The sequence below is a fragment of the Ruegeria sp. K5 genome, assembly GCF_056531805.1.
Genome location: NZ_JBQFML010000001.1, coordinates 255,961 through 280,822 on the forward strand (window position 1 = coordinate 255,961; position 24,862 = coordinate 280,822).

The following is a 24,862-nucleotide window of genomic DNA, read 5'->3' on the forward strand; positions in this document are numbered from 1 at the left end:
GAATGGCTCAGCGGGGCGCGAGTCGGCGGAAATCCGCCGTCAAGGCCTGCGCAGTTGCATAGCGAGTGTTTGCCAGACGCATGGCTCGGCGTCACAATTCACTTGTGGTGCTTGGCGAGATCTAGTGTGTGAATGTTCAAGCCTTTATAAACATTAACAAATATCAAATTTTGCGAGTTTCTGCTGTTGCGAAAAAGCAATGCTCGCGCGGGACCGATTGCGGCGCACTGGAACGCTCACGTTCCGTAAACATCTGAGCAGTACCTGAAACCTGAATTTTTCATGGTGAGTGAAATGACCCTGAACTTTAAATCCACCTCGATTGTTGCAGTCCTTGCCGCATCAACGGCAATTCCGGCTGCGGCTGAATTGAAATATGAAAACAATAGCGGCGGCTATGTCGAGCTTTATGGCCAGCTGAACCCGGCCATTATTTCGGTCGACGATGGCGAAGAGACCGAGACCCGGCTTTTGGACAACGATCTGTCGAACAGCCGCGTTGGCCTGCGCTTGCTGCAGCCTTTTGGCAGCAACGAGTTTACCTTCCGCTTTGAAACCGGCCTGGGTCTGCCCGGATCAGCCTCGGCGGATCAGTTCGGCACCAATGGCGATGGCTGGACGCGCGAAGATCTGCGCCATGTCGATTTCGCCTTGAAAGGCGATTGGGGTAAATTCTCGGCCGGGCAGGGCAGCATGGTGTCCGATGGTGCAGCCGAAGTGGATTTGTCCTATGTCGGCACAGCGCTTTATTCGTTCACCAACGACGAGAACGCGGGCTTCTTCTACCGCGGAACTGACGGCATGCTGAGCGATATCACCGTTGGCGACTCCAGCAGCAACCTGGACGGTTCGCGCCGGGGTCGCATTCGTTATGACACGCCGACCGTCAACGGGTTTTCTGCCGGGATCGCCTATGGTCAGAACATCCTGTCCAGCAGCGATGACGACGACTACTACGACATTGGCCTGTCCTACGAAAACACCTTTGCGGGCGGGGTCGAATTTGCGGCCGGTCTGGCCTATGCCGTGCGCGACCGCGACGATAACTCGGGTGAGCGCAAAGACACGATCGGCTCGGCCTCGGTTCTGTTGCCCAGCGGGTTCAGCTTTACCGTTGCAGCAGGTACGCGCGACGACGACGCGGATGGCGCGTCCGATCCCAATTACTGGTACGGCAAAATCGCCTATGAAGGGAACTGGGTGCCATGGGGCAAAACCGGCGTCGGGATCGACTATTTTGACGGTTCGGATTTTGACTCGGACGGGTCCAGCACCAAGGCGTGGGGCATCGCGGTGGTGCAGAAGATCGACGCAATCAACACCGATGCCTACCTGAAATACCGCAACCACGACTTTGACGACGGCACCTCGTTCGACAACAACGAGGCCTGGGTTCTGGGCGCGCGCTGGCGGTTCTGATAACCCGGACGATTTCCTGAACAAATGCCCCGGTCCAATCCGGGGCGTTTTTTATACTGAGAAGCGGTAAATCCGGGGTGATCCGGCCTTTGCCCCCTTGCACGCGGGCGGCTGGGCAAATAGAAGGCGTCAAATTTGCCCGGCGCGCCGTTTTGCGCGCCCCGAATCCTATGGGGACTACCATAATGCAGGTTACCGAGACGCTGAACGAAGGTCTGAAACGCGGCTACAACATCACCGTCACAGCAGCCGAGCTGGACGACAAGGTCAACGAGAAGCTGACCGAGGCGCAGCCCGAAGTTGAGATGAAGGGCTTCCGCAAAGGCAAGGTGCCGATGGCGCTGCTGAAGAAGCAATTTGGCCAGCGCCTGCTGGGCGAAGCGATGCAGGAAACCATCGACGGTGCGATGAACAAGCACTTTGAAGACAGCGGCGACCGCCCTGCGCTGCAGCCCGAGGTCAAGATGACCAATGAGGACTGGAAAGAAGGAGACGACGTCGAGGTCGCAATGTCCTACGAAGCGCTGCCGGAAATCCCCGAGGTTGACCTGAAATCGGTCGAACTGGAGAAGCTGGTTGTCAAAGCCGATGACGCAGCCGTGGAAGAGGCGCTGAACAACCTGGCCGAAACTGCACAGGATTTCAAAGCGCGCCGCAAGGGTTCGAAAGCCAAAGACGGCGACCAAATCGTGTTCGATTTCGTCGGCAAGGTTGACGGCGAAGAGTTCGAAGGCGGCTCGGCGGAAGACTACCCGCTGGTGCTGGGCTCGAACAGCTTCATCCCCGGCTTTGAAGAGCAGCTGGTTGGTGTGAAAGCCGAGGAAGAAAAAGACGTCAACGTCACCTTCCCCGAAGAATACGGTGCCGAGCATCTGGCCGGTAAAGACGCCGTCTTCACCTGCACCGTCAAAGAGGTGAAAGAGCCGGTCGCCGCCGAGGTCAATGATGAGCTGGCCAAGAAATTCGGTGCCGAGGATCTGGAGGCTCTGAAAGGTCAGATTTCCGAGCGTCTGGAGGCCGAATACGCTGGTGCGTCACGCGCTGTGATGAAGCGCGCCCTGCTGGACGCGCTGGACGAGAAGGTGTCCTTTGACCTGCCGCCGTCGCTGGTAGAGGCTGAGGCCAAGCAGATCGCCCACCAGCTGTGGCACGAGGAAAACCCCGAGGTCGAAGGCCACGATCACGATGAGATCGAACCCACCGACGAGCACAACAAACTGGCCGAGCGCCGCGTGCGTCTGGGCCTGCTGCTGGCCGAGCTGGGCCAGAAGGCTGAAGTTGAAGTGACCGATGCCGAGATGACTCAGGCGATCATGAACCAGGCGCGTCAGTACCCGGGTCAGGAACGCCAGTTCTTTGAGTTCGTGCAGCAAAACGCCCAGATGCAGCAGCAACTGCGCGCGCCGATCTTTGAAGACAAGGTTGTCGACTACGTTTTCGAACTGGCCACCGTTGCAGACAAAGAAGTCAGCAAGGACGACCTGCAAAAAGCCGTTGAGGCACTGGAAGAGGAATAATCCTCTTCCCCCCTTTTCGGGGGCCAAAAGTAAAGCGGAGCCGCCTGAAATTGGCGACTCCGCATGGGTGGCTTTGTACTATGAGGTGAGGGGGTCAGGCCTCATGAGCAAAAGCACGGGGGGTCTGTAGCAGAGCGGTCTTCTGCTCTGGCGTGAAGGTGTCGGTCAGCGCTTCGATCAGCTTCAGAACATCTTGCCGTTCCGCTTCGGTGCGCGCTGCGCTCATCTGTTCGACAAAGTATTTTTCGAGGTCAGTGAGCGGTTTGTGATCGCGGTTGGCCGGATTGGGCTCAACAGCTTTCTTCGAGTTGAACAGGGCCAGAGCCTCTTCCTCGTCCAGGAAGACGTCGCCTTCGATGCCAGCGAAGTCGCGGACGCCCTGAATGCGTTCATCGGTGCAATCCAACAGCGCGGCCAGTGCAGATACTTTGCCCATCGGGACAGTTTTGCCGACATAGTCATAAGGCGCACAGTTCGACCGCTGCAGAACGCGATCCATAACCGGATCGATTACGGTGATGATGTCCTGGATACCTGCGTTCTTGGCATATTCCAGCGAGCCAATCATCAGTTCACAGGTGGCATAAGACACCGAGTTTTTGTCCTTGCCGCGTTTGAGACGCTGCGTGTCGACGCAAAAGCGCGTGGATTCCCACATCGTCGCGCTGCGCAGCGGTGCCTCGCCATCAAGAATGGCCGAGAAGACATCGGAAAGCATGTGAGGTCCGGTGGTCTGCAGGGCACGCACGGCTGCGACGACATTCCCCCCGTCGTCGAGTCCGATTACGTATGCAGGATCCAGGTGATCGAATTCGTCGATCTCTTTCCCGTCTTCGATATTAACGTCCCATCCAAGACGTCCGCCGAATACGCGTGCGCGCAGTTCAAACATTTCGTCGAGAACTTCGCCGAACAGGTGTCTGTTCAGCCCATCTACCACGATGATCATTTTTTCCCCCTTCGAGTGGTTGTTCGGTAAACTAGAAGTTACCGTTTTGAGGGGGTTTTTCTATTGGGGGTTTCCCGTATTTTGACGGAATTTGGGGAAATTTGTGTTTAACCTGGGGTAATAAGCCCAATTGCGATGGCCCGGCCGACGGCTTGCGGCGTGGTCAACGCGCTCAGCTTTTCGCGGCTTGATCGCAGATGCACCTCGACGGTGCGGTGCGAGATGGACAGGATGTCGCCGATATCCTGCTGCGACTTGCCTGCCGCGACCCATTGCAGGATCTCGGCCTCGCGCGTGGACAGGGTAGGGTGGTACAGCGCACCGGTCAGTTCATCTGAGGTCACGACATGGTCGTGAATGTGAACGGCCATCGATTGCAGGTCGCTGATGACATGGGTGTACAGTTTACGCCATTCTTCCTTGCTGCAATTTCGGGTCGCGCTGAGCAATCCAATATCGCCGTAAGGTCCACGGACAGGAATGGTAACGCCTTGATTCGGAATGCCAAAATCATGGGCGTCCCTGAAAACGCGCTGAAATTCCGGGCTGCGTTCAAGACGGCTCCAATCCACGGGGGCGATGCTGCGGCGGGCCATGTGGATTGTGGGGTCGATCATGATCAGACCCTGGTTCTGATAGTGTTCGTTCCAGGCGTCGTCGTAGGTCACAAATCCGGCCACGGTACCAGCCGCAGGATTCATGCCAGCATAGGCGGCATGGTCCATTTCATGCTTGTCGCAAATCTGCTTAAGAAACTCGGTATACCGAGTTTCTGCATCCGGCAGAGTGCTCAGATCGAAAATTTCCATGCGGCGCCTACCAACTGCGGCCCATACCACAAGTCTGATGGTGTCGTCAGACCGGCAGTAAACTTAGAGTGGAACCCAACTTACCTCACGGCAGCCAGCACAACATACTTTTGAAAACATGACAAGGCGACGTGCGAAATGTCTGTGCTTTTCGACGCTGCTGGTGACGTATTAGAACATTTTTGTCACTATCGGAACGCAACTGCTAACAGAAGATCATTCCGATTGACCGCCCCAGATCACGGCGCGGGTCGTAATCCTGTCTCAACCAGCATACCGCGTGCCTTGGCTTCGGGATAGTACCCTTTTGCATATAAAAAGATGGCGCGTTGCTGATCGCCATCGGAAAGCAGCCATGCACCGCGCAGATATTTTCCCGCAAACTCAAGATTGGTGTCAGCGTCCAGCAGACCTTGCGCGTTGCCCTTATATCCCATCGAGCGCGCCGTGGCAGGCAGGATCTGGAGCAGGCCGTAATAAGGGCGGTTCACAGCCCAGGGTCTGTGCGTGCTTTCGCGGATCGCCAGCTTGTGCACCAACTCACGCGGCAACTCGTAGTGATCTGCCCATTTGTTGATCGACGCGCGCAGTTCCGGGGTCTCGTTGGGGTAGAGCGGCGGATCGAACGGTTCCGCGTCACCTCGGGATACTTCGGCGCCGCTACAGGCGGCAAGGGTGGCCATTGCGAGGAAGGCGATGATGCTGCGGCGGGGGAAAACTGCCATCTAAATTCTCCAGGTTCCGGTGCGCGATGATATGGATCGCAGTCGACGCCGCAAGATTAGCTGTGAAATTGGGCTGAATTTTGCTGGCTCGGGCAAGAAAAAGGGCCGCGCGGATGGCGTGGCCCTTTCTGTAAGGTCAGCTTGGCCAGATCAGGCTTTTGCTTCGTCTTCTTGGGCAGGGGCGTCTTCGGCCACCAGATCGTCGTCGTCCGAAGCGGCCGAGCCGATGTCGTCGAACAGTTCGGCGATTTCGAATTCAGCGGCAGCTTCTTCTTCAGCGGCCAGTTCCTGAATCGATTTGCCCGATGCCTGCAGTTCGGCTTCTTCTTCTGAGCGGGCAACGTTCATCTTGATCTCGACTTCAACCTCGGGGTGCAGGCGAACGGCGACCGAGTGCAGGCCCAGTTCCTTGATCGGAGCGATCAGGATGACCTGTTTCTTGTCGACGGTGAAACCTGCTTCGGTTGCGGCATCTGCGGCGTCACGCGGGGTGACCGAGCCGTACAGAGCGCCAGCATCCGATGCCGAGCGAATCACGATGAACTGCTGACCGTCCAGCTTTTCAGCCAGGGCTTCAGCTTCTTTCTTGGTTTCCAGGTTGCGTGCTTCCAGCTGCGCTTTCTGGGCTTCGAACGACGCGATGTTGGCGTCCGATGCGCTCAGGGCTTTGCCCTGGGGCAGCAGGAAGTTGCGGGCGTAGCCGGGCTTGACGTCAACGACGTCGCCCATCTGACCCAGTTTCGCAACGCGTTCCAGAAGGATAACTTGCATGTCAGTCTCTCCTTACTTCACGGCGTAGGGCAGCAGGGCGAGAAAGCGGGCGCGCTTGATAGCACGGGCCAGTTCACGCTGCTTTTTCGCCGAAACGGCGGTGATGCGCGAAGGAACGATCTTGCCACGCTCAGAGATGTAGCGCTGCAGCAGACGGGTGTCTTTATAGTCGATCTTCGGCGCGTTCTCACCCGAGAACGGGCAGACCTTGCGGCGGCGGAAAAATGGTTTTGCGGCCATGGTTTAGTGTCCTTTTCTCAGGCGTTGATCAACGACGCTCGCGGCGGTCGCCACGTTCGTCACGCTTCTGCATCTGAACCGACGGGCCGTCTTCGTGACCGTCGACCTTGATGGTCAGAACGCGCATGACGTCGTCATGCAGGCGCATCAGGCGTTCCATTTCCTGAACCGCACCCGAGGGGGCATCGGTCTTCAGGAAGGCATAGTGGCCTTTGCGGTTCTTGTTGATCTTGTAGGCCATCGTCTTGACACCCCAGTACTCGCTATCCACGAGGTTGCCGCCGTTGTCGGCCAGCACGGTGCCAAAGTGTTCGATCAGGCCTTCGGCCTGCGCGTTGGACAGGTCCTGACGCGCGATCATTACATGCTCATACAGTGGCATGTTCACTCCTGTTTATATCAAGGCGCATTTCATAGGCGGGGCCATTGTGATCCTTCGCGACCCTGCCACGAGAGGCTGCGCGATTCATGTGTCGTGCGAAGGATGGCCCCGTATACACGTTTCCCCGTCCGGGGCAAGGCCTGCCGGGACTGCCATGGTGAAGTCGTCCAATTTCCTTTGCTGCGCCCAATTCCTGACGCTTTTCGGCTCAAAGTTGTTAAGCAAGCCGGAACACATCCGGACAGCCAAATCTAAGACGGTAACCTTATACAGGGTGATGATGTTATGACCGCGACGAACACGAACACACTTGGCAAGCAGGCGCAGGGCGCGGGCTTTGAACATTCCGTGCCGGTCAAGATTGCATTCAAAGTGAACTGGAAAGCCCGGATCGTTCTGGCCCGCATCGTCGGAGCCTTCCTGATCGTGTCGGCCTTTTCGATGTGGCTGATGCCGGGGTCGGTGATCGGGGCCGAGGTCTGGCCGATCAAGATGGTCGCGTCGATGCTGTTCCTGATCGTCGGTGTCAGCCTGTTGACCATCGAAGTGATGGATTCACGCCCGGATGCCTATTTCGACCCGATCCGCCGTGAAGTCCGCATTTTGCAAAAGAATGAGAACGGCCGTCCCCAGACGGTTCTGCGTCGCAGCTACGAAAGCCTTGGCGGTGCCCGTTTCGAGGATGATGAAGTCCAATTGTATGACGTTGACGGCAGCCTGCTGATGAAACTGCCGTTGCAATCGGCGGATGTCAGCCGAGCGCTGAAGGGTCAACTGAGCCAAAGCGTAACAATTTTCGCCTGAGTTTTATTCTGTTCAAAAAGGAACAGAGTTTGTGAATCAAAAATACTTGTGTGCCGCCCTTGGGCGGCACATTTTTGTTTTGAGCAACCCAAACGGTTTGCATTCACAAAAAAGCGGAGACTGTTATGAAATCCACCCTGCTTGCTGCTGCCCTGGCCATGACGGCGACCACTGCCTTCGCCAGCGCCGAGAAATACGTTCTGGATCCAAGCCACAGTCAGGTCATTTTCAGCTATGACCACCTGGGATTCTCGACCACCACTGGCATGTTCTCGGGCTTTGAAGGCGAGATCATGTTCGATCAGGAAGACCCTGCCGCATCCAGCGTGTCGGTCTCGATGCCGGTGATGTCGATGTTCACCGGCTGGGAAGCGCGTGAAGATCACTTTATGACCGAAGACTTCTTTGGTGCGTCCGAAGGCGATCTGATCACCTTCACCTCGACCGGGATCGAAGTTACCGGAGACGACACGGCCAATATTACCGGCGACCTGACCATGAACGGTGTGACCAAGTCGGTCGTTCTGGATGCCAAACTGAACAAGGTCGACCAGCACCCGATGGCCAACAAGCCCTGGGCCGGTTTCAATGCGACCACAACCCTGACCCGCAGCGAGTTTGATCTGGGCCAGTTCGCCCCGTTCGTCAGCGACGAGGTACAGGTTCAGATTTCGGTCGAAGCGCAGAAAGCCGAATAAGCGAAGCTTGATCGTTACGACAGGAAACCGCCGGGTCAGACGACCCGGCGGTTTTTTTGTCACTCTTCGTCCCGCTCGGTAGTCAACTCGACCGAGACTATGACGTTAAAGCCCAGCGAGTCCTCTGTCGGTTGAGATGTGCCAACGTCGAAATCCATCCGGTTCAACTGCAACTCGCCTGACATGGTTGCCTGATCATCCTGCAACTCCAGGGCGAAAGGCAGAACAACGTCCAGGGATTTGTCGCGGATCGTCAGAGGCCCGCGGGCCTCATAGCCTGTTTCGGTCTTGAACAGATCGGCCTTGAAAGCGGCGGTCGGGAATTGCGCGCTGTCAAAGAAATCCGCGCCCATCGCCTGATCGGTCACTGTACCCAGGCTGAGCGATCCGATGGCAATTGTCACATCAACCGCCCCGGCCAATCCCGGTTCGGCGGGGTCTTCGAAGGCAATCGCGGCTGTCCAGTCGCCAAAGGTCCCGGTCACGGGGCTGCCCAGCTGAGAGATGGTGATCGACAAGGTGCCATCCTCGACCTCCCATTCCGATTGCACGTCTTCAAGCTCGGCCGTGTCGGTTGCCGCTTTGGAGTGGTCATCAAATGTGCCGTTGGTCCAGCCAAAGCCCAGAACCCCCAACCAGACGATCAAGGCAGCGAATGCAGGCAGGGCCGAGTGGTGTTGTGCTGGCGGTTCGGGTGCGTCCGCCTGACCGGGCAGCATGCGGCGCAGGGTGCTGTCCTTATCTACAACGTGGTGTTTCAGGGCGCCCATGATGTGCAGAACCAGTGACCCGCCTAAAACCCAGATGAACAGCCAGTGCAGCCCGGCGGTCACCTCGGCCACGTATGGCGATTTCGGAACAAACGGCAGGTTTTGGCCGAAAGGCCACAGGATCGGCGCAAACCCTTCGGCGGCGGCGTGGTGAAGCCAGCCGGTCAGCGGCACCAGAACCAGCGAGGCATAAAGCATCCAATGCACGGTTTCGGCGGCAAAAGCCTCGGGCTTGTTTTCAGCGTTCAGCAATCCCGGTTTGGTTTGAGACAATGTCCACAGAATGCGGGCCAGCGCGACAAAGAACACCGTCACGCCAACGGTCTTGTGCAGCGAGAACAGGCGGGCCGCGTTGGCAATATCCTCTTCGGATGTCGGGATGTTAGGGTCATAGATCGCGTGGGCCAACTGGTTGGCGTACCAGCCCAGTGGCAGGGCCGTGAAGATCAGCAAAGCCGTCAGCCAGTGAAAAGCCTTGGCGACGCTGCCATAGCTGGAAAAGGTATTGCTTGAGGGCATCGAACAAACGCTCCGGTATGGGTAGGCTGCCCCCAACCTAAAGCGCACGCGCAATGACACAAGTACGAGACTGCGCACATTCAAGGTGCCGCAATGCACCCTACTTGTGCCGCGTCCCATGTCAGTTTACACCCCGCCGCAACCTAACGTCATCCATGAGGTTGCAATGACACGCGCGTTCGTTTTTCCGGGGCAGGGCGCCCAGACCATCGGAATGGGTAAAGCACTGGCCGAGGCCTACCCGGCGGCCCAAGCCGTTTTTGATGAGGTCGACGAGGCGCTGAGCGAAAAGCTAAGCAGCCTGATCTGGGACGGCGAGATCGAAGAACTGACGCTGACTCAGAACGCGCAGCCCGCGCTGATGGCCACTTCTATGGCGGCGATGCGTGCGCTGGAGGCCGAAGGTGTGTCTGTAACTGATGCGGCCTATGTGGCCGGGCATTCGCTGGGTGAATATTCCGCACTGGCGGCGGCGGGTGCTTTGTCGGTGGCCGATACCGCCCGCCTGTTGCGCAAGCGCGGTCAGGCGATGCAAAGCGCGGTTCCGGTGGGTGAAGGTGCAATGGCCGCTGTTCTTGGTCTGGACCTTGAAGCGGTGCGCGCCGTCGCTGAAGAAGCCGCGCAGGGCGAGGTGTGTCAGGCGGCAAATGACAACGATCCAACGCAGGTTGTCGTATCCGGCGCCAAGGCAGCCGTGGAACGCGCTGCCGAGATTGCCAAGGAAAAAGGCGCAAAGCGGGCGATTTTGTTGCCGGTAAGTGCTCCATTTCACTGTGCGCTGATGCAGCCTGCTGCAGATGTAATGGCAGACGCCTTGGCCGCAGTCGAAATCAAGGCCCCGACGGTTCCGGTCGTCGCCAATGTGCGCGCCGAGGCCGTGAGCGACCCGGACCTGATCCGGCAGTTGCTGGTCGAGCAGGTGACGGGCTCGGTTCGGTGGCGCGAAAGCGTGAAGTACATGGCGGCGCAGGGCGTGACCGAGACATGGGAGATTGGCGCGGGCAAAGCCCTGTCCGGCATGATCCGCAAGATTGACCGGGCCATCGCTGGCAAAGCGGTTGGAACGCCAGAAGATGTCCTAAAGGCCGTCGCGGCCGAGTCGTAAGCATAGAACGCGCCGTTCGAGGCGCCTCACGAGGGAAACAGTATGTTTGATTTGACGGGTAAGAATGCGCTGGTTACTGGCGCTTCGGGCGGGATCGGGGGCGATATTGCCCGCGCTCTGCATGGCGCTGGTGCCAATGTGGGCCTTTCGGGTACGCGGGTTGAGCCACTGCAGGCTTTGGCCGATGAACTGGGAGAGCGGGCGCATGTGCTGCCCTGCAACCTGAGTGACACAGAGGCCGTCGAGGCACTACCGAAACAGGCAGCCGAGGCGATGGGATCAGTCGACATTCTGGTCAACAACGCCGGCATCACGCGTGACAATCTGTTCATGCGCATGTCCGATGAAGAATGGCAGAGCGTCATTGACGTGAACATGACCTCGACCATGAAACTGTGCAAAGGCGTGATCCGGGGCATGATGAAGGCGCGTTGGGGTCGGATCGTGAATGTCTCGTCCGTGGTGGCTGCGATCGGCAATCCGGGGCAGGCGAACTATGCGGCCTCGAAAGCCGGAATGATCGGCTTTTCCAAGGCTTTGGCCCACGAAGTTGCCACGCGCGGCATCACCGTGAACGCTGTGGCTCCGGGTTTCATTACCACGGCCATGACCGAGAAGCTGACCGAGGAACAGAAAAAGGGTCTGTTGCTCAAGGTTCCGGCGGGTCGTATGGGCGACCCCGAGGAAATTGCGGCCGCCGTTCTGTATCTTGCCAGCCCCGAAGCGGGCTATGTTACCGGAAGCACCTTGCATGTGAATGGCGGTATGGCCATGTTGTGAGCGCATAACAGGACAGGCGCGAAAGCGTTTGCCTTGTGCGCGGACTATGTTATAGGCGGCGCATCTATGCAGGGGCCGGTCGTTCAGGTCGGCCTTCTACTTTCCCGGTGAGCCGGGACCCAAACCGCCCGGAACGGGCAAATCAAAGCCAACCCGTGCGGGCAAGGGCAGAACCGGGCAAACCGCCCTGAATAGGAATGAGGAATAGACATGAGCGACGTCGCAGATCGCGTTAAAAAGATCGTTGTTGAGCACCTGGGTGTTGAAGAAGACAAGGTTGCGGAAAACGCCTCCTTCATCGACGATCTGGGCGCAGACAGCCTGGACACCGTCGAACTGGTCATGGCCTTCGAAGAAGAGTTCGGCATCGAAATTCCTGATGACGCAGCCGAGACCATCCAGACCTTCGGCGACGCGGTCAAATTCATCAGCGAAGCGTCCTAAGCGTTTCATTTCTGATCAAAAGCGGCGCTTCCGGGCAACGGGGGCGCCGTTTTTTATTGTCGGCCCGATTTTCAGGCTTGCGTGACGCCTGTTCGCTTAGCACTGTTTCCACTGAGGCGTTATTCCAAGTGGGCAGGCGATGATAAGATCCACACCGATGATCAATACGGCACGGCTGACGCTGTGTGCGATGCGGCCCGAGGATTTTGAGCGCTTTGCCGAAATCTGGCGCGACCCTTGCGTGGTTCAGCATATCGGCGGCCAGCCCCGTTCGCGCGGTGAAGCCTGGGATTCGTTCCTGCGCAATGCGGGCCACTGGCAGATGGCTGGGTTCGGGCAGTGGGGCGTTCTGCAACAATCGAATCGCAAATTGATAGGTCAGGCCGGGTTCTTCTACGCCGATCGCGGGATGGGTGAAGAGTTCGACGCTTTCCCCGAAGCCGGTTGGGTCCTCGCCACCGAAGCCCAAGGGCAGGGACTGGGGTATGAGGCCGCGCAGGCCGCCCATGACTGGTTCGACCGGATCATGCCGGGGCCGTTGGTTGCCATGGTGAATGCCGGCAACGCGACCTCGCAGAAACTGGCGAAAAAGCTGGGCTATGTGCTGACGCGCGAGGCCGAGTACAAGGGCACTCCGGTCCACTTGCTGCGTCGCAACGGACCACCGGCGCGGGCGTAACTCCGCCGAAGGCAACTTATGCCGCAAATTGACCAGACTTTGCCGATCCCGGTAAATTGGGCCGATCCATCGCATGTATGCTATTCTGGATTTCCAGAACGATTGAGCGGAGGAGAATGCTCATGCGGATTTACCCCACGATGGAATTGCAGAACGGGCGGTGCGTCACCCTGGACAAGGGTCGCCTGGACGATGCAATGATCTGGCATGTGGACCCGGTTGAAACAGCGCGCAGCTGGGCTGCCGTCGGTGCTGAATGGATGCATCTGACCGATTTCGACGCGATCGAAGGGCGCGACACCAACGCGGGGCTGGTCGAAGAGATCATCCGCAGCGCTGAAATCCCGGTACAGCTGGGCGGCGGTATGCGCAGCCGCGAACATGTCGAGCATTGGATCGACAAAGGCGCGGGCCGTATTGTGATCGGGACATTGGCGGCGCGTGATCCGCAACTGGTGAAGGAACTGGCCAAGCTGTACCCCGATCAGATCGTGTTGGCTGTGGATGTCTGGCAGGGCTACGTGATGACCGAAGGTTGGCGCAGCCAGAGCGCCTTTACACCCGAGGCATTTATCGACGCGTTCGAAGGCACGCCTTTTGCGGCCATCGTGGTGACGGATATTGACAGCGACATGGAAGATGTCGAAGCCCAGCTTGGGCTGATTTCCGGCCTGGCGCAGCATTCGCGCACGCCTATCGTTGCCAACGGCGTGGTGCGTTCGGCCGATGATATTTCGCGGCTGGCCTATATTCCCAACATTTCGGGTGCGATGTTCGCGCGCGCATTGTTCCGCAAAACGCTGGATCTGTCAGAGGCGCTTGAGGTTGCGACGGCTGCCCATGAACCGGTAGCGCAGTTCCAATAGGACTGGCCGGGAAATCTGTTCCGCCCTTTTCCACATCCGGGAGAGGGCGGTTTTTTTTGTTCCAGCGGGGTGGCGAAACCCGGCTGCCCGGCAAGATGTGACCGGAATTGGCAATATGATGTCGGTAAGGAATGCGCCCTTGCTCTTGCCCCCGTACCCCGGGGCGGGGTATGAGCGGTTCTCATAACAGGAAGCAGGCAAGAGGCACTTCATGCGCAGAGTCGTCGTAACCGGTCTGGGATTGGTCACTCCTTTGGCCAGCGGGGTCGAAGAAACCTGGTCACGTCTGCTGGACGGAGAGTCCGGCGCTGGCCCGATCACACTGTTCGATGCCGAGGCAAGCGGGGTCACCACGACCTATGCCTGCGAAGTGCCACGCGGGGACGGAACCAACGGGACGTTCAACCCCGACGACTGGATGCCGCCGAAAGAGCAGCGCAAGATCGAGGACTTTATCCTGTATTCCATCGCGGCGGCCGAGATGGCGTGCAAGGATGCGGGCTGGACGCCCGAGGATGAAGAGGATCGTCTGCGGACCGGCGTTCTGATCGGGTCGGGCATTGGTGGCCTGGGATCGATTGCGGAAACTGCAAACCTGATCCGCGACAAAGGCCCACGCCGCGTATCGCCGTTCTTTATTCCCGGCGCGCTGATCAACCTGGCGTCTGGTCAGGTTTCGATCCGGTTCGGTTTCAAGGGGCCCAACCATTCGGTGGTGACGGCCTGTTCGACCGGTGCCCACGCCATTGGCGATGCCAGCCGGATCATCCGGTCGGGCGACGCGGATGTGATGATCGCCGGTGGCGGCGAAGGCTGCATCTGCGAGATTGGGATTGCAGGATTCAACGCGTGCAAGGCGCTGTCGACCAAATATGCCGATGATCCGAAGAAAGCCAGCCGTCCCTATGACGTTGATCGTGACGGTTTTGTCATGGGCGAAGGCGCAGGCATTGTGGTCCTGGAGGACTATGAGCACGCCAAGGCGCGCGGTGCGAAGATTTATGCCGAGGTTCTGGGCTATGGCATGTCCGGTGACGCCTATCACATCACCGCACCGTCCGAGGATGGAGACGGGGCCGAACGTTCGATGAAGGCCGCGCTGCGCAGTGCCGGGCTGGAGCCGAAGGATCTGGACTATATCAACGCCCACGGTACCTCGACCATGGCGGATACGATTGAGCTGGGCGCAGTGGAGCGTCTGCTGGGCGATCATGCCAGCAGCGCCACGATGACCTCGACTAAGTCGGCCACCGGTCACCTGCTTGGGGCTGCGGGTGCGATTGAGGCGATCTTCTCGATCCTGGCGATCCGCGATCAGGTTGCACCGCCGACGATCAATCTGGACAATCCGGCGGTTGAAACGCCGATCGATCTGGCCCCGAATACCAAGCGCGAGCGTGAGATTAACGTGGCCCTGTCGAACTCGTTCGGGTTTGGCGGAACCAATGCCAGCGTGATCTTCGGAAAGGTCAGTTAAATGTTGCGTGCCCTGGCATCGAACGCGCTGACCATTCTGGTGGTCGGCCTGTTCCTGATGGGCGGTCTGATCCTTTGGGGCCAATCCCAGTACAAGGCCGAAGGCCCGCTGGACACCGCGATTTGCCTGCAAGTGGCAAGCGGGTCGAACATGACCCGCGTCAGCCGCGATCTAGAGGATCAGGGCGCGATCACCAGCGCCACGATCTTTCGGATGGCTGCGGATTACACCGACCGGGCGCAGCAGTTGAAGGCGGGCAGCTTTCTGGTGCGCGAAGGCGCGTCGATGGAGCAGATCATTGACGAAATCACCAGCAGCGGGGCCAGCACCTGCGGGTCCGAGATTGAGTATCGGATCGGCGTGACCCGTGCCCAGACCCGTGTACGCGAGTTGAACCCGGCGACGCTGGACTTCGACGAGATCGCGTCATTCGATGCCGCAGAAGACGAAACGCCCGAAGCCTATACGGAGAAGCGCAACGAAGCGGATACCCGCTATCGTGTGTCGCTGGCCGAGGGCGTGACCTCGTGGCAGGTGGTTGAGGCGCTGAAGGGGTTTGAAGCGCTGAGCGGTGAGGTGACAGAAATTCCCGCCGAAGGATCGCTGGCGCCGGACAGCTATGATGTCGTCGCCGGGCAGGACCGGAACGAAATCCTTCAGGCGATGCAGGAAACTCAGCAGTTGCGCATCAATGCAGCTTGGGAAAGCCGTCAGGATGGTCTGCCGCTGCAAAGCCCCGAGGAAATGCTGATCCTTGCGTCGATCATCGAGAAAGAAACCGGTGTCCCGGAAGAACGTGGTCAGGTGGCGAGCGTGTTTGTGAACCGTCTGAACCAGGGTATGCGGCTGCAAACAGACCCGACCGTTATTTATGGCGTCACCAAGGGGCAGGGCACGTTGGGCCGGGGATTGCGGCGCAGCGAGTTGAACCGCCCGACGCCGTGGAACACCTATCAGATCGATGGTCTGCCGCCGACTCCGATTGCCAACCCCGGTCAGGCCAGCCTGCAAGCGGCGGTTACCCCAGACAGCACGAATTACATTTTCTTTGTCGCGGATGGCACCGGTGGTCACGCTTTTGCCGAGACCCTGCAGGAGCATAACCGCAATGTCGCCAAATGGCGCGAGATTGAGGCCGAACGGAATTCGGGCAACTAAGCTCTGAGTTTGAAAGAAAAAAACAGCGCCGGTTCGGGCGCTGTTTTTTGTTGGGTCAAGCTGCGGGTTTGCGACGGGGCCGCCTGCGCTTGGATTGCGACGGCTTTGAGCCGCCACTGGCGGGCTTGGGTCGGAATCCACGGCGGCGATTGTTCTGACCGCGCGCGGGGCGTTCGGCCTGAACGGCTTCGGGCATTTCTCCGCTGGCCACGGGAATGTCGATTTTCATCAGCTTCTGAATCTGGCGCAGCAGATCGACCTCCTCCGCTGAGCAGAACGCGATGGCTTCGCCCTCGCGCCCGGCCCGTGCGGTGCGGCCGATGCGGTGGACGTAGTTGTCGGGCACCTCAGGCAGATCGTAGTTGATCACATAGGCGACGCCCGGAATGTCGATCCCACGTGCGGCCACATCTGTTGCGACCAATACATTGATTTCTCCGGCGCGGAAGGCCTTGATGGCGCGGTCACGCTGGCCCTGACTTTTGTTGCCGTGGATCGACGCGGCGTTATAGCCATCGGCGACCAGACCTTTCATCAGCTTCTCGGCCCCGTGTTTCGTGCGCGAGAAGACAAGCGTCAGGGCATCGGTGTCCTGCGACAGGATTTCCCGCAGCTTGCCGGGCTTTCCGGGTTTGCTGACAAAATGCACCGACTGGGTGATCTTGTCCGCCGCCTTGCCCGGAGGCGAGACCTGCACCCGTTGCGGGTTGGTCAGGTACGCGCGGCTAAGCTCTTCCATCTGCTTGGGCATGGTGGCCGAGAACAGCATGGTCTGGCGCGGCGTCCCCAGCGCGGGCGCGATCTTGCGCAGCGCGTGGATGAAGCCGAGGTCGAGCATCTGGTCTGCCTCGTCCAGCACCAGATGCCGAACGGCGCCAAGGTCAACCGCGCCGCGCTCCATCAAATCGATCAGACGTCCGGGGGTGGCGACCAGAATGTCGGTGCCACGGGACAGAAACATGATCTGCTTGTTAATGGACTGTCCGCCCACAACAGTGGCCACGCGCAGCTTTGTCTTTTGGGTCAGGGTGCGCAGGCTGTCGGCGATCTGGTTCACCAGCTCGCGGGTGGGGGCAAGGATCAGGGCCTTGGCGGTTTTGGGATCGGGCTTGCCCGGCTGGGCCAGCAGGTGATCGATCAGCGGCAGGCCAAAGGCCAGGGTTTTACCGGTACCCGTCTGGGCGAGCCCCAGAATGTCATGCCCGTTCAGGGCCAACGGAATGGCCTGGTTCTGGATTGGGGTCGGTTGCGAAAAATTCGCGCGTTTCAGCGCGTCATTCAAAGCTGGCGCAAGGCCCAGCATGTCAAAGTCGAACAATGTCTATCCTTTTTCCACCCCTGACCGAACTGGCCGGGGCGCATTTGAAACGGGTCACGCGGCAACCGCGCAACCGGCAGGGGTTTTGCGCGGCCTCGGGACTCACAGGCGAACCCTGTGCCATCCGGCCATCGCATCAAGAACCCTGCGTGAAGGGGAACTGGAAAAGTGTCTGTGGGGCGCTGTGGGGCGGAAGAAGCCCGGCAATGCTCACGCGTCAGCGCTTTGATGGGGCACATGAAGGCTGTGACGGCGTTTGTCAAGGTGTTGAGCCTGCATTGGGTAAACCCTAAGCGCCTCGAGGTATAGAATCTGCTGGTGTTCCTGGGCGGATTGCGGCATCGATTTTGTGGTCCAGGCCGCTGCAATTTGAGCGGGTTGTGCCGCAACCGGAATTGATCGGCACCGAGTATCACAGATGATGTCAAGAAACTTGCACGGCTCTAACCTGAAGGTCGCAAGTGTCGCCCTTGTGTTTGGCGGCATGATGTGGGGGCTGTATTGGATCCCGGTCCGCTTTTTCGTTGATCAGGGACTAAGCGGCGCTTGGCCCGGCATCGTGATGTATTCCGCTGCTCTTGTCGGTCTGGCACCCTTTTTGTGGCGCGACTGGCGGGATCTGGTGCTTCGCTGGCAGGACTTGATGTTCAGTGGCGTTTTCACTGGCGCAGCTTTTGGCCTGTTCACGATCAGCCTGATCTATACCGATGTCGTGCGCGCGATCCTGCTGTTCTACCTCACACCAGTATGGGGAACGATTGTCGGCCTTGTCTTTCTGGGCGAGCGGCTGACCCTGATCCGGCTGTTGGGGCTTGCCTGTGGGCTTGGCGGTATGGTCATCGTCCTCGGGGGCGAGCAGATCATCCCCTGGCCCAGCAATGCCGGGGATTGGGCGGCCCTTCTGTCAGGGATGGCCTGGGCTGTGGGAACACTTGGGCTGTACCGGGCGTCAGGTATTTCTGTTCCGGGGCAGGTCTTTGCGTTCATCACCGGGGCATTGTTGCTGTCAGTGGCCAGTCTGGCCTTCAGCGCGGGCGCGTTGAGCGAGCAGAGCGACGTTATTGTCCGGGTGCTTCCGATTGCGCTGCTGTCGGTCCTATACACGCTGCCGATGATTTTTCTGACAATTTGGCCCGCAACGCTGTTAACGCCTGCGCGGGTCGGTTTGCTTTTGATGAGCGAGATTGTCGTTGGCCTGATTTCCGCCGCCGTGTTCTCGGGTGAACCTTTTGGGCTGCGCGAATTAATCGGCGCGACGCTGATCGTCAGCGCGGCATTGTTGGAAATCGCGCGGGGGTAAGGCCTGAAACCGTCAGGAGATTGACGGCGAAGTGTAAACAGGTCGCACGGTGCGTGTTGCGCGTGTGTTGCGTAAAACATTGACTTCGCGCGCTTTTTTCTATATCGATTGTGCCATGCTAGAAGAGGTGGGCAACGGCCCCGGGGCGACCCGGTGGCCGTTTTTCGTTTCTCTCGTGCGGAGAAAACTCACGCATGAGGTCACAGGCAAACATGACTTTGATTACCCCGGAAGAGCGGATTTCCCAGACGGCTGACTTGTTGCAGTCGCTTGAGCGATCCATTCGCGATCTGCGCCAGGCAGCGGAAGAACTGCGCAGGCAGATCGGAGCCGGGGAGGATGCAGATCTTGCTGGTTCAGCACGGCAACTCGGTCAGCTGGAGGGGCTGATCCGAACGTGCCAGAAAGTGGAGGCAAACTTTGTCGAACAACATCACAGACAAGCCGGAATTGCCCAAGGGGGCTATGCGCTCGATCTTGAGTGCGCTCGATTTGAAATCGGGTGCAGGTTGGCTCGCCTCCGCCGATGCTGCGGTGCGGGAGAGATTTCTGAGTGAGATCGGGGAGGGGGGGCTGTGTGCCCTCCCTTTCCTGTTCGAGTTCTGGGCGCTGCCGCATCAATTGCCGCCCGAGGGCGATTGGCGGTCATGGGTGATCATGGGTGGGCGCGGCGCGGGCAAGACGCGCGCCGGGTCCGAGTGGGTGCGGTCGATGGTCGAGGGGTCTTTGCCGCTGCATCGTGGCGAGGCCAGTCGCGTGGCGTTGGTTGGCGAGACCTTTGATCAGGTGCGCGACGTGATGATCTTTGGCGACAGTGGGATATTGCAATGCTCGCCACCGGATCGTCGGCCTGTGTGGAAGGCGTCCGAGCGCAAACTGATCTGGCCCAATGGGGCCGAGGCGCAGGCGTTTTCCGCGCATGATCCCGAAGGGCTGCGCGGCCCGCAATTCGATGCGGCCTGGGTGGATGAGTTGGCCAAATGGAAAAAGGCGGGCGAGACCTGGGATATGCTGCAATTTGCTTTGCGTTTGGGGGATCGGCCTCGGGTCTGTGTGACCACGACACCAAGGAATGTGAAGGTTTTGAAGGAATTACTGGCCTCTCCGTCCACGGTCCAGACCCACGCGCCGACTGAGGCGAACCGGGCCAATCTGGCGGAGTCATTTCTGGACGAGGTACGCGCCCGTTATGCGGGTACGCGGCTAGGGCGGCAGGAGTTGGATGGTGTGCTGCTGTCTGACGCGGAGGGGGCGCTGTGGACGGGCTCGATGCTAGAGGCGGCGCGCTGTGCGCAGGTGCCCGATTTGGATCGGATCGTTGTGGCGCTGGACCCGGCGGTGACATCCGGTTCAGGCGCAGATGCTTGCGGGATCGTGGTGGTTGGCGCGCAGGTGCAGGGGCCGCCCGGGGACTGGCGCGCCTATGTGCTGGCCGACCGGACGGTGCAGGGCGTTGGCCCGGCGGGCTGGGCGCAGGCGGCGATTGACGCAATGGATGAGTTCGGGGCCGAACGTCTGGTGGCCGAGGTCAATCAGGGCGGGCAGCTGGTGGAAGAGGTGGTGCGGCAGGTGGATCCTCTGGTCCCTTATCGCGCAGTGCGGGCCTCCCGCGGCAAGGTCGCGCGGGCCGAGCCTGTGGCCGCGTTGTACGAGCAGGGGCGGGTGAGCCACGTGGCCGGGCTGGACGCGCTGGAGGAGCAGATGTGCCAGATGACCGCGCGCGGGTTCGAGGGGCAGGGTTCGCCCGACCGAGTCGACGCGCTGGTCTGGGCACTGCATGAGTTGGTTGTGGGACCAGCGGGAGCGTTTCGGTGGCCGAGGGTGCGGAGTTTGTGAGGCTCCTATTTGGTTAAGTTACAGAAGCCCACAGATCGCATTGTCCCTGTAATACCCGTAATCAACTCGTCTTCTTCTTTGCCTGGAAAGACTGTTCTTGATGGGGACATCTTGGGATGCGCACATTCCAGTTTAGCGGTTTTCCTTGATAATCATCACATCGCAAATGTCCCCGATCTTTGAGTAATCCGCTACTAAATGTCCAAGTTCATAGAACGAGTTCACCAGCCCCGCGGAAAAACACGACAGATACTCCGAATTCTCCAAGTCCTCTGGGGAAGTGCCAGTCATATCCATTTTGAGTTTCAGCAAATTTACTGAAAACACAAAAACGTCAGACTTTATAGAGCTGCCGAAGTTGTCCTCGGATAATCTGTATAGATGAGTATCGACCACCGACATAACTTTAATCAGGGGCGTTTGCAGAACCGCAGGGATAAATTTACCATCCTTAGAGTCCGAAAGAAAAATCACTAAGACATCGGAGTCGTCTGGATTGACCCAAGTCAGATTCCGATCAAATTTCCCAACACCTCGATCATGCTGGAGAAGGTAAGAAACGAAGTGCTGTGGCGCGGCAAATGTACTAACGGAAAGCGATTCACTCGCACGACTTTTGGTTGCAGAGCTGAATGCAACTAACCCTGCAGCAAGAAGTGGAATAAGAAGTAGACGCAAATTTACAACCCCAAATACGTGCTTCGAAGAAACCTCACGCACTTATCGGCAGAGGTAAGCAATCACTTAATCTCAGCGCTCATACTCTGCATAGCATTAAGATGAAAGCAAGACGGGGGCATTTGTCTTGGTATTTTGTGGAGCCACAACCATTCGCCGCTACACCTTTGTTTAGTTTGATTGCAGCAAAGGAGCTTTAGGGCCGTTGCCCAACCGCCGTACGCCCCATTCCCAAGCCCTAAACTTCTTTCCGTCATAACTCCTTTCAACAAGCCGGGCAGAGCGGCGGCAGAAAGGAGCACAGATGGTATTCGATTTCTTGCGTCGTGGATCGGCTGGCGAGGCACCCGAGGCGAAGGCGAGCGCGGCGGGACCTGTGGTGGCGTGGCAGACGGGCGGGCGCGTGGCGTGGAGCCCTCGGGACGCGGTGTCGCTGACGCGGACTGGGTTTTCGGGGAACCCGGTGGGGTTTCGCTCGGTCAAGCTTATTGCCGAGGCGGCGGCGGCTCTGCCTTTGGTGTTGCAGGATCAGGCGCAGCGGTTTGATACTCATCCGATCCTGTCGCTGATGCGCCGTCCGAATGCGGCGCAGGGACGGGCGGAGTTGATGGAGGCCCTGTTCGGGCAGTTGCTGCTGTCGGGCAATGCTTATGTTGAGGCTGTACAGGCCGAGGAAGGCTTGCCGGTAGAGCTACATGTGTTGCGCTCGGATCGGATGAGCGTGGTGCCGGGGGCGGATGGCTGGCCTAAGGCGTATGATTACGCGGTCGGTGGCAAGAAGCATCGGTTCGCGGCGGAAAATATCTGTCATATCAAATCGTTCCACCCTCAGGATGATCACTATGGGTTTTCGCCGATGCAGGCGGCGGCGATGGCGATTGATGTGCATAACAGCGCGTCGCGGTGGTCGAAATCGCTTTTGGACAATGCGGCGCGGCCTTCGGGGGCGCTGGTGTGGAAGGGCGATGGCCATGGGGTGATGGCCGAGGATCAGTTCCGTCGTCTGTCGGACGAGATCGAGCAGAACTATCGCGGGGCGCGGAATGCCGGGCGGCCGATGGTTCTGGAAGGGGGGCTGGATTGGAAACCGATGGGTTTCTCGCCCTCGGATATGGAGTTTCAAAAGACCAAGGAAGCCGCCGCCCGCGAGATCGCGCTGGCCTTTGGGGTCCCGCCGATGCTGCTGGGGATTCAGGGCGACGCGACCTATTCGAACTATCAGGAGGCCAACCGGGCGTTTTATCGCCTGACCGTGTTGCCCCTGGTGACGCGGGTGGCGGCGGCGGTGTCGGACTGGCTGGCGGGCTTTACCGGCGAGGAGTTGGTGTTGAAGCCCGATCTGGATCAGGTGCCCGCATTGTCGGCGGAACGCGATGCGCAATGGGCGCGGGTCAACGGGGCCGATTTCCTGAGCGATGCCGAGAAGCGCGCTTTGCTGGGGCTGCCGGAGCGTGCCGATGGCTGAGGGGTATCCCCCGTTCGAATGCGCGCCGGGCCTGCGTCTGGCCGCGCATGAGCGGGTGGCCGAGATCCAGCACGCTCACCTCTGTCGGCGACTGGATCAGATCGAAGAGATGATGGAACGGCTAGAGCGGCGGTTGTGGCTGACGGTCTATGGCGTGGCGGCGGTGATCCTGGCGCAGGCGTTTCAGTCATTCCTTGTGGCGGCGCCATAAAGTCAGTGAGTTACATGGAGAAGTTCATGGATTTGGAACATAAATTCGCGCGGTTTGGGGACGGTCTGTCCGTCTCGGATGATGCGGTGATTGAAGGCTATGCCAGCCTGTTCGGGCAGGTCGATCAGGGCAGCGATGTGGTGCAGCGCGGGGCGTATCGAAGCTCGCTGGCCGGGCTGGCCGAGGCGGGTCAGCGGGTCAAGATGCTGTGGCAGCACGACCCGGCCCAGCCCATCGGCGTCTGGGACGAGGTGCGCGAGGATGACCGGGGCCTTTGGGTCAAGGGACGTCTGCTGGAGGCGACGCAGAAGGGCCGCGAGGCAGCGGAACTGATCCGCGCCGGTGCCATGGACGGACTGTCGATTGGCTATCGCACCAAGCGGGCCGTGAAGAATGACAAGGGCCAGCGGGTCCTGACCGAACTGGAGCTGTGGGAGGTGTCTTTGGTGACCTTCCCGATGCTGCCCAGTGCGCGGGTGGCGGCGAAAGGGGCAGACCCCGAAACCGCGTTCACCTGGCGCAGTATTGCCGAGGTGTTCCGAGATGCCCGGCAGGAGCTGGCGCGGATCTAGCGCCGCAACCCCCCAATAAGGAAGTGCTGATGAGCAAGACCGAGACCCCGGCCTTGACCGGAGAGGGTGCGCCCCTGGTTCAGGAGGTGAAGCAGGCGATGGCTGGCTTCGTGAATGAATTCAAGGGCCTCAAGGCCGAAGTTAAAACCAAACTGCAACAGACAGAAGAGCGACTGACCATGCTGGATCGTAAATCAACCATCGCGGCGCGTCCGCATCTTGCGGCCTCGATCGAAGACGGCGCACCGCATCAGAAGGCGTTCGACGCTTATGTGCGGTCCGGCGAGGATGACGGGCTGCGCGGGCTCGAGATGGAAGCGAAATCGCTGTCCACCGCGGTCAACAGCGACGGCGGCTATCTGGTCGATCCGCAGACCGCTGAGACGGTCAAGTCGGTTCTGAACTCGACCGCTTCGATCCGTTCAATTGCGTCGGTGGTGAATGTCGAGGCGAACTCGTTCGACGTGCTGATTGACCACACAGATGTGGGCGCGGGCTGGGCGGATGAGGCGTCGGCTACGGCAGAGACCTCGACACCGGTGATTGACCGTATCTCGATCCCGCTGCACGAGCTGAGCGCGTTGCCCAAGGCCTCGCAACGTCTGCTGGATGACAGCGCGTTTGACGTCGAATGCTGGCTGGCGGGCCGTATCGCGGACAAGTTCGCCCGTGCCGAGGCCTCGGCCTTTATCAACGGCGATGGCATCGACAAGCCCAAGGGTCTGATGATCCATCGTGCGGTGGCGAACGACACCTGGTCGTGGGGTAGCCTGGGCTATGTGGCCACCGGCATCGATGGCGGCGTCGATGCGGATGCGATTGTCGATGTGGTCTATGCGCTGGGCGCGCAGTACCGGGTCAATGGCACTTTCGTCATGAATTCGAAGACCGCCGGTCAGATCCGCAAGCTGAAGGACAGCGATGGCCGCTTCCTGTGGTCGGACGGTCTGGCCGCTGGTGAGCCTGCGCGTCTGATGGGCTATCCGGTGCTGATTGCCGAGGATATGCCGGATGCGGCGTCCGACAGCTTTGCCATTGCCTTTGGCGATTTCCAGGCGGGCTACACCATCGCCGAACGCCCCGATCTGCGCGTGCTGCGCGACCCGTTCAGCGCCAAGCCGCATGTCCTGTTTTACGCGACCAAGCGCGTCGGCGGTGACGTGAGCGATTTTGCTGCGATCAAGCTGCTGAAATTCGGCACTGCCTAAGCGGTGACGGATCCGGGGGGCCATTGGCCCCTCGGGCGGCGGGCGCGGGCCGGGGTGAGATCCCCCGCGTTGTCTAGCTGCTCCCCTCCGTCCGAGCAACGTGGGGCGGCGCGTGCCCGCCAATTTCCTGAAGTGACGACCCCCGGAGGGGGCCGAGATTGC

The 24,862-nt window shown here is 59.5% G+C and carries 27 protein-coding genes; 18 read left to right on the forward strand and 9 right to left on the reverse strand.

The window, feature by feature from the left end; translation table 11 throughout:
- Positions 1–294: 294 nt before the first annotated feature.
- Together ACR0MO_RS01325 and tig are read left to right on the forward strand one after the other, a co-directional pair.
- A complete protein-coding gene (locus ACR0MO_RS01325) occupies positions 295–1,419 on the forward strand; it encodes a porin (RefSeq protein WP_170519428.1) in 1,125 nt (374 codons plus the stop codon).
- A 185-nt stretch (positions 1,420–1,604) separates the two neighbouring features.
- Positions 1,605–2,936, forward strand: a complete 1,332-nt coding sequence (tig, locus tag ACR0MO_RS01330) for a trigger factor (protein ID WP_170452999.1) — start codon at positions 1,605–1,607, stop codon at positions 2,934–2,936.
- A 94-nt stretch (positions 2,937–3,030) separates the two neighbouring features.
- Here tig and ACR0MO_RS01335 read toward each other — a convergent pair whose 3' ends face one another.
- From ACR0MO_RS01335 to rpsF, 6 genes are all read right to left on the reverse strand, one after another.
- Positions 3,031–3,885 (reverse strand): acyl-homoserine-lactone synthase, encoded by an 855-nt coding sequence (locus ACR0MO_RS01335; RefSeq protein ID WP_170449855.1) that lies wholly within the window; start codon positions 3,883–3,885, stop codon positions 3,031–3,033.
- 107 nt (positions 3,886–3,992) lie between these two features.
- Complete coding sequence (locus ACR0MO_RS01340) at positions 3,993–4,694, reverse strand: LuxR family transcriptional regulator (RefSeq protein WP_170449857.1); 702 nt, start codon at positions 4,692–4,694, stop codon at positions 3,993–3,995.
- A gap of 239 nt (positions 4,695–4,933) precedes the next feature.
- Positions 4,934–5,419 carry a lytic transglycosylase domain-containing protein gene (locus ACR0MO_RS01345; RefSeq protein ID WP_170449859.1) on the reverse strand — a complete coding sequence of 162 codons (486 nt, stop codon included), beginning with the start codon at positions 5,417–5,419 and terminating at the stop codon, positions 4,934–4,936.
- 150 nt (positions 5,420–5,569) lie between these two features.
- The gene (gene rplI / locus ACR0MO_RS01350) at positions 5,570–6,190 is read right to left on the reverse strand and encodes a 50S ribosomal protein L9 (RefSeq protein WP_170449861.1); all 621 of its coding nucleotides are present in this window, start codon (positions 6,188–6,190) and stop codon (positions 5,570–5,572) included.
- Positions 6,191–6,202: 12 nt separating this feature from the next.
- A complete protein-coding gene (gene rpsR, locus ACR0MO_RS01355; RefSeq protein ID WP_005608650.1) occupies positions 6,203–6,430 on the reverse strand; it encodes a 30S ribosomal protein S18 in 228 nt (75 codons plus the stop codon).
- A 28-nt stretch (positions 6,431–6,458) separates the two neighbouring features.
- Positions 6,459–6,812, reverse strand: coding sequence for a 30S ribosomal protein S6 (rpsF, locus tag ACR0MO_RS01360; RefSeq protein WP_170449863.1), 354 nt, complete (start codon positions 6,810–6,812; stop codon positions 6,459–6,461).
- A 285-nt stretch (positions 6,813–7,097) separates the two neighbouring features.
- Between rpsF and ACR0MO_RS01365 the strand changes: the two genes are divergently transcribed.
- Positions 7,098–7,616: a hypothetical protein gene (locus ACR0MO_RS01365; RefSeq protein WP_170449865.1), complete on the forward strand. Its 519-nt coding sequence runs from the start codon at positions 7,098–7,100 to the stop codon at positions 7,614–7,616.
- A 125-nt stretch (positions 7,617–7,741) separates the two neighbouring features.
- Positions 7,742–8,314 (forward strand): YceI family protein, encoded by a 573-nt coding sequence (locus ACR0MO_RS01370; protein ID WP_170449867.1) that lies wholly within the window; start codon positions 7,742–7,744, stop codon positions 8,312–8,314.
- Between the two features lie 59 nt (positions 8,315–8,373).
- Here the strand turns inward: ACR0MO_RS01370 and ACR0MO_RS01375 are convergent, their stop codons facing one another.
- Positions 8,374–9,603 (reverse strand): cytochrome b/b6 domain-containing protein, encoded by a 1,230-nt coding sequence (locus ACR0MO_RS01375; RefSeq protein WP_480626160.1) that lies wholly within the window; start codon positions 9,601–9,603, stop codon positions 8,374–8,376.
- Positions 9,604–9,769: 166 nt separating this feature from the next.
- Between ACR0MO_RS01375 and fabD the strand changes: the two genes are divergently transcribed.
- From fabD to mltG, 7 genes are all read left to right on the forward strand, one after another.
- Complete coding sequence (fabD, locus tag ACR0MO_RS01380) at positions 9,770–10,708, forward strand: ACP S-malonyltransferase (RefSeq protein ID WP_480889369.1); 939 nt, start codon at positions 9,770–9,772, stop codon at positions 10,706–10,708.
- A gap of 42 nt (positions 10,709–10,750) precedes the next feature.
- Entirely contained in the window at positions 10,751–11,488 is a 738-nt protein-coding gene (gene fabG / locus ACR0MO_RS01385) for a 3-oxoacyl-[acyl-carrier-protein] reductase (protein WP_170449874.1), read from the forward strand.
- 210 nt (positions 11,489–11,698) lie between these two features.
- Entirely contained in the window at positions 11,699–11,932 is a 234-nt protein-coding gene (locus tag ACR0MO_RS01390; protein WP_008756330.1) for an acyl carrier protein, read from the forward strand.
- Between the two features lie 139 nt (positions 11,933–12,071).
- Entirely contained in the window at positions 12,072–12,611 is a 540-nt protein-coding gene (locus ACR0MO_RS01395) for a GNAT family N-acetyltransferase (RefSeq protein WP_170449876.1), read from the forward strand.
- A 122-nt stretch (positions 12,612–12,733) separates the two neighbouring features.
- On the forward strand, positions 12,734–13,477 hold the full coding sequence (locus ACR0MO_RS01400) for a 1-(5-phosphoribosyl)-5-[(5-phosphoribosylamino)methylideneamino] imidazole-4-carboxamide isomerase (protein WP_170449877.1): 744 nt from the start codon (positions 12,734–12,736) through the stop codon (positions 13,475–13,477).
- A 211-nt stretch (positions 13,478–13,688) separates the two neighbouring features.
- Positions 13,689–14,954 carry a beta-ketoacyl-ACP synthase II gene (fabF, locus tag ACR0MO_RS01405; protein WP_170449879.1) on the forward strand — a complete coding sequence of 422 codons (1,266 nt, stop codon included), beginning with the start codon at positions 13,689–13,691 and terminating at the stop codon, positions 14,952–14,954.
- Positions 14,955–16,112 carry an endolytic transglycosylase MltG gene (mltG, locus tag ACR0MO_RS01410; RefSeq protein WP_170449881.1) on the forward strand — a complete coding sequence of 386 codons (1,158 nt, stop codon included), beginning with the start codon at positions 14,955–14,957 and terminating at the stop codon, positions 16,110–16,112.
- A gap of 55 nt (positions 16,113–16,167) precedes the next feature.
- On the opposite strand, the gene ACR0MO_RS01415 is transcribed toward mltG, so the two are convergent.
- Positions 16,168–17,430, reverse strand: a complete 1,263-nt coding sequence (locus tag ACR0MO_RS01415; protein WP_170449883.1) for a DEAD/DEAH box helicase — start codon at positions 17,428–17,430, stop codon at positions 16,168–16,170.
- Positions 17,431–17,848: 418 nt separating this feature from the next.
- Here ACR0MO_RS01415 and ACR0MO_RS01420 point away from each other — a divergent pair, with 418 nt between their 5' ends.
- From ACR0MO_RS01420 to ACR0MO_RS01430, 3 genes are all read left to right on the forward strand, one after another.
- Entirely contained in the window at positions 17,849–18,730 is an 882-nt protein-coding gene (locus ACR0MO_RS01420) for a DMT family transporter (RefSeq protein ID WP_170449885.1), read from the forward strand.
- A 212-nt stretch (positions 18,731–18,942) separates the two neighbouring features.
- A complete protein-coding gene (locus ACR0MO_RS01425) occupies positions 18,943–19,287 on the forward strand; it encodes an aldehyde dehydrogenase family protein (protein ID WP_170449887.1) in 345 nt (114 codons plus the stop codon).
- The gene (locus ACR0MO_RS01430) at positions 19,196–20,566 is read left to right on the forward strand and encodes a DNA-packaging protein (RefSeq protein ID WP_480781064.1); all 1,371 of its coding nucleotides are present in this window, start codon (positions 19,196–19,198) and stop codon (positions 20,564–20,566) included. Before ACR0MO_RS01425 ends, ACR0MO_RS01430 begins: the two co-directional genes overlap by 92 nt.
- 132 nt (positions 20,567–20,698) lie before the next feature.
- Here the strand turns inward: ACR0MO_RS01430 and ACR0MO_RS01435 are convergent, their stop codons facing one another.
- The gene (locus ACR0MO_RS01435) at positions 20,699–21,244 is read right to left on the reverse strand and encodes a hypothetical protein (protein WP_170621990.1); all 546 of its coding nucleotides are present in this window, start codon (positions 21,242–21,244) and stop codon (positions 20,699–20,701) included.
- A 304-nt stretch (positions 21,245–21,548) separates the two neighbouring features.
- On the opposite strand from ACR0MO_RS01435, the gene ACR0MO_RS01440 reads away from it, so the two are divergent.
- Genes ACR0MO_RS01440 through ACR0MO_RS01455 form a run of 4 tightly spaced genes read left to right on the forward strand, consistent with a single transcriptional unit; the run spans position 21,549 to position 24,700 of the window.
- Positions 21,549–22,709, forward strand: coding sequence for a phage portal protein (locus ACR0MO_RS01440; RefSeq protein WP_170621989.1), 1,161 nt, complete (start codon positions 21,549–21,551; stop codon positions 22,707–22,709).
- The gene (locus ACR0MO_RS01445; RefSeq protein ID WP_170449893.1) at positions 22,702–22,920 is read left to right on the forward strand and encodes a GTA head formation protein, RCAP_rcc01685 family; all 219 of its coding nucleotides are present in this window, start codon (positions 22,702–22,704) and stop codon (positions 22,918–22,920) included. Before ACR0MO_RS01440 ends, ACR0MO_RS01445 begins: the two co-directional genes overlap by 8 nt.
- Before the next feature lie 26 nt (positions 22,921–22,946).
- The gene (locus tag ACR0MO_RS01450) at positions 22,947–23,492 is read left to right on the forward strand and encodes an HK97 family phage prohead protease (RefSeq protein ID WP_480626156.1); all 546 of its coding nucleotides are present in this window, start codon (positions 22,947–22,949) and stop codon (positions 23,490–23,492) included.
- 29 nt (positions 23,493–23,521) lie between these two features.
- The gene (locus ACR0MO_RS01455; RefSeq protein WP_480889382.1) at positions 23,522–24,700 is read left to right on the forward strand and encodes a phage major capsid protein; all 1,179 of its coding nucleotides are present in this window, start codon (positions 23,522–23,524) and stop codon (positions 24,698–24,700) included.
- The last annotated feature ends 162 nt before the right edge of the window (positions 24,701–24,862 follow it).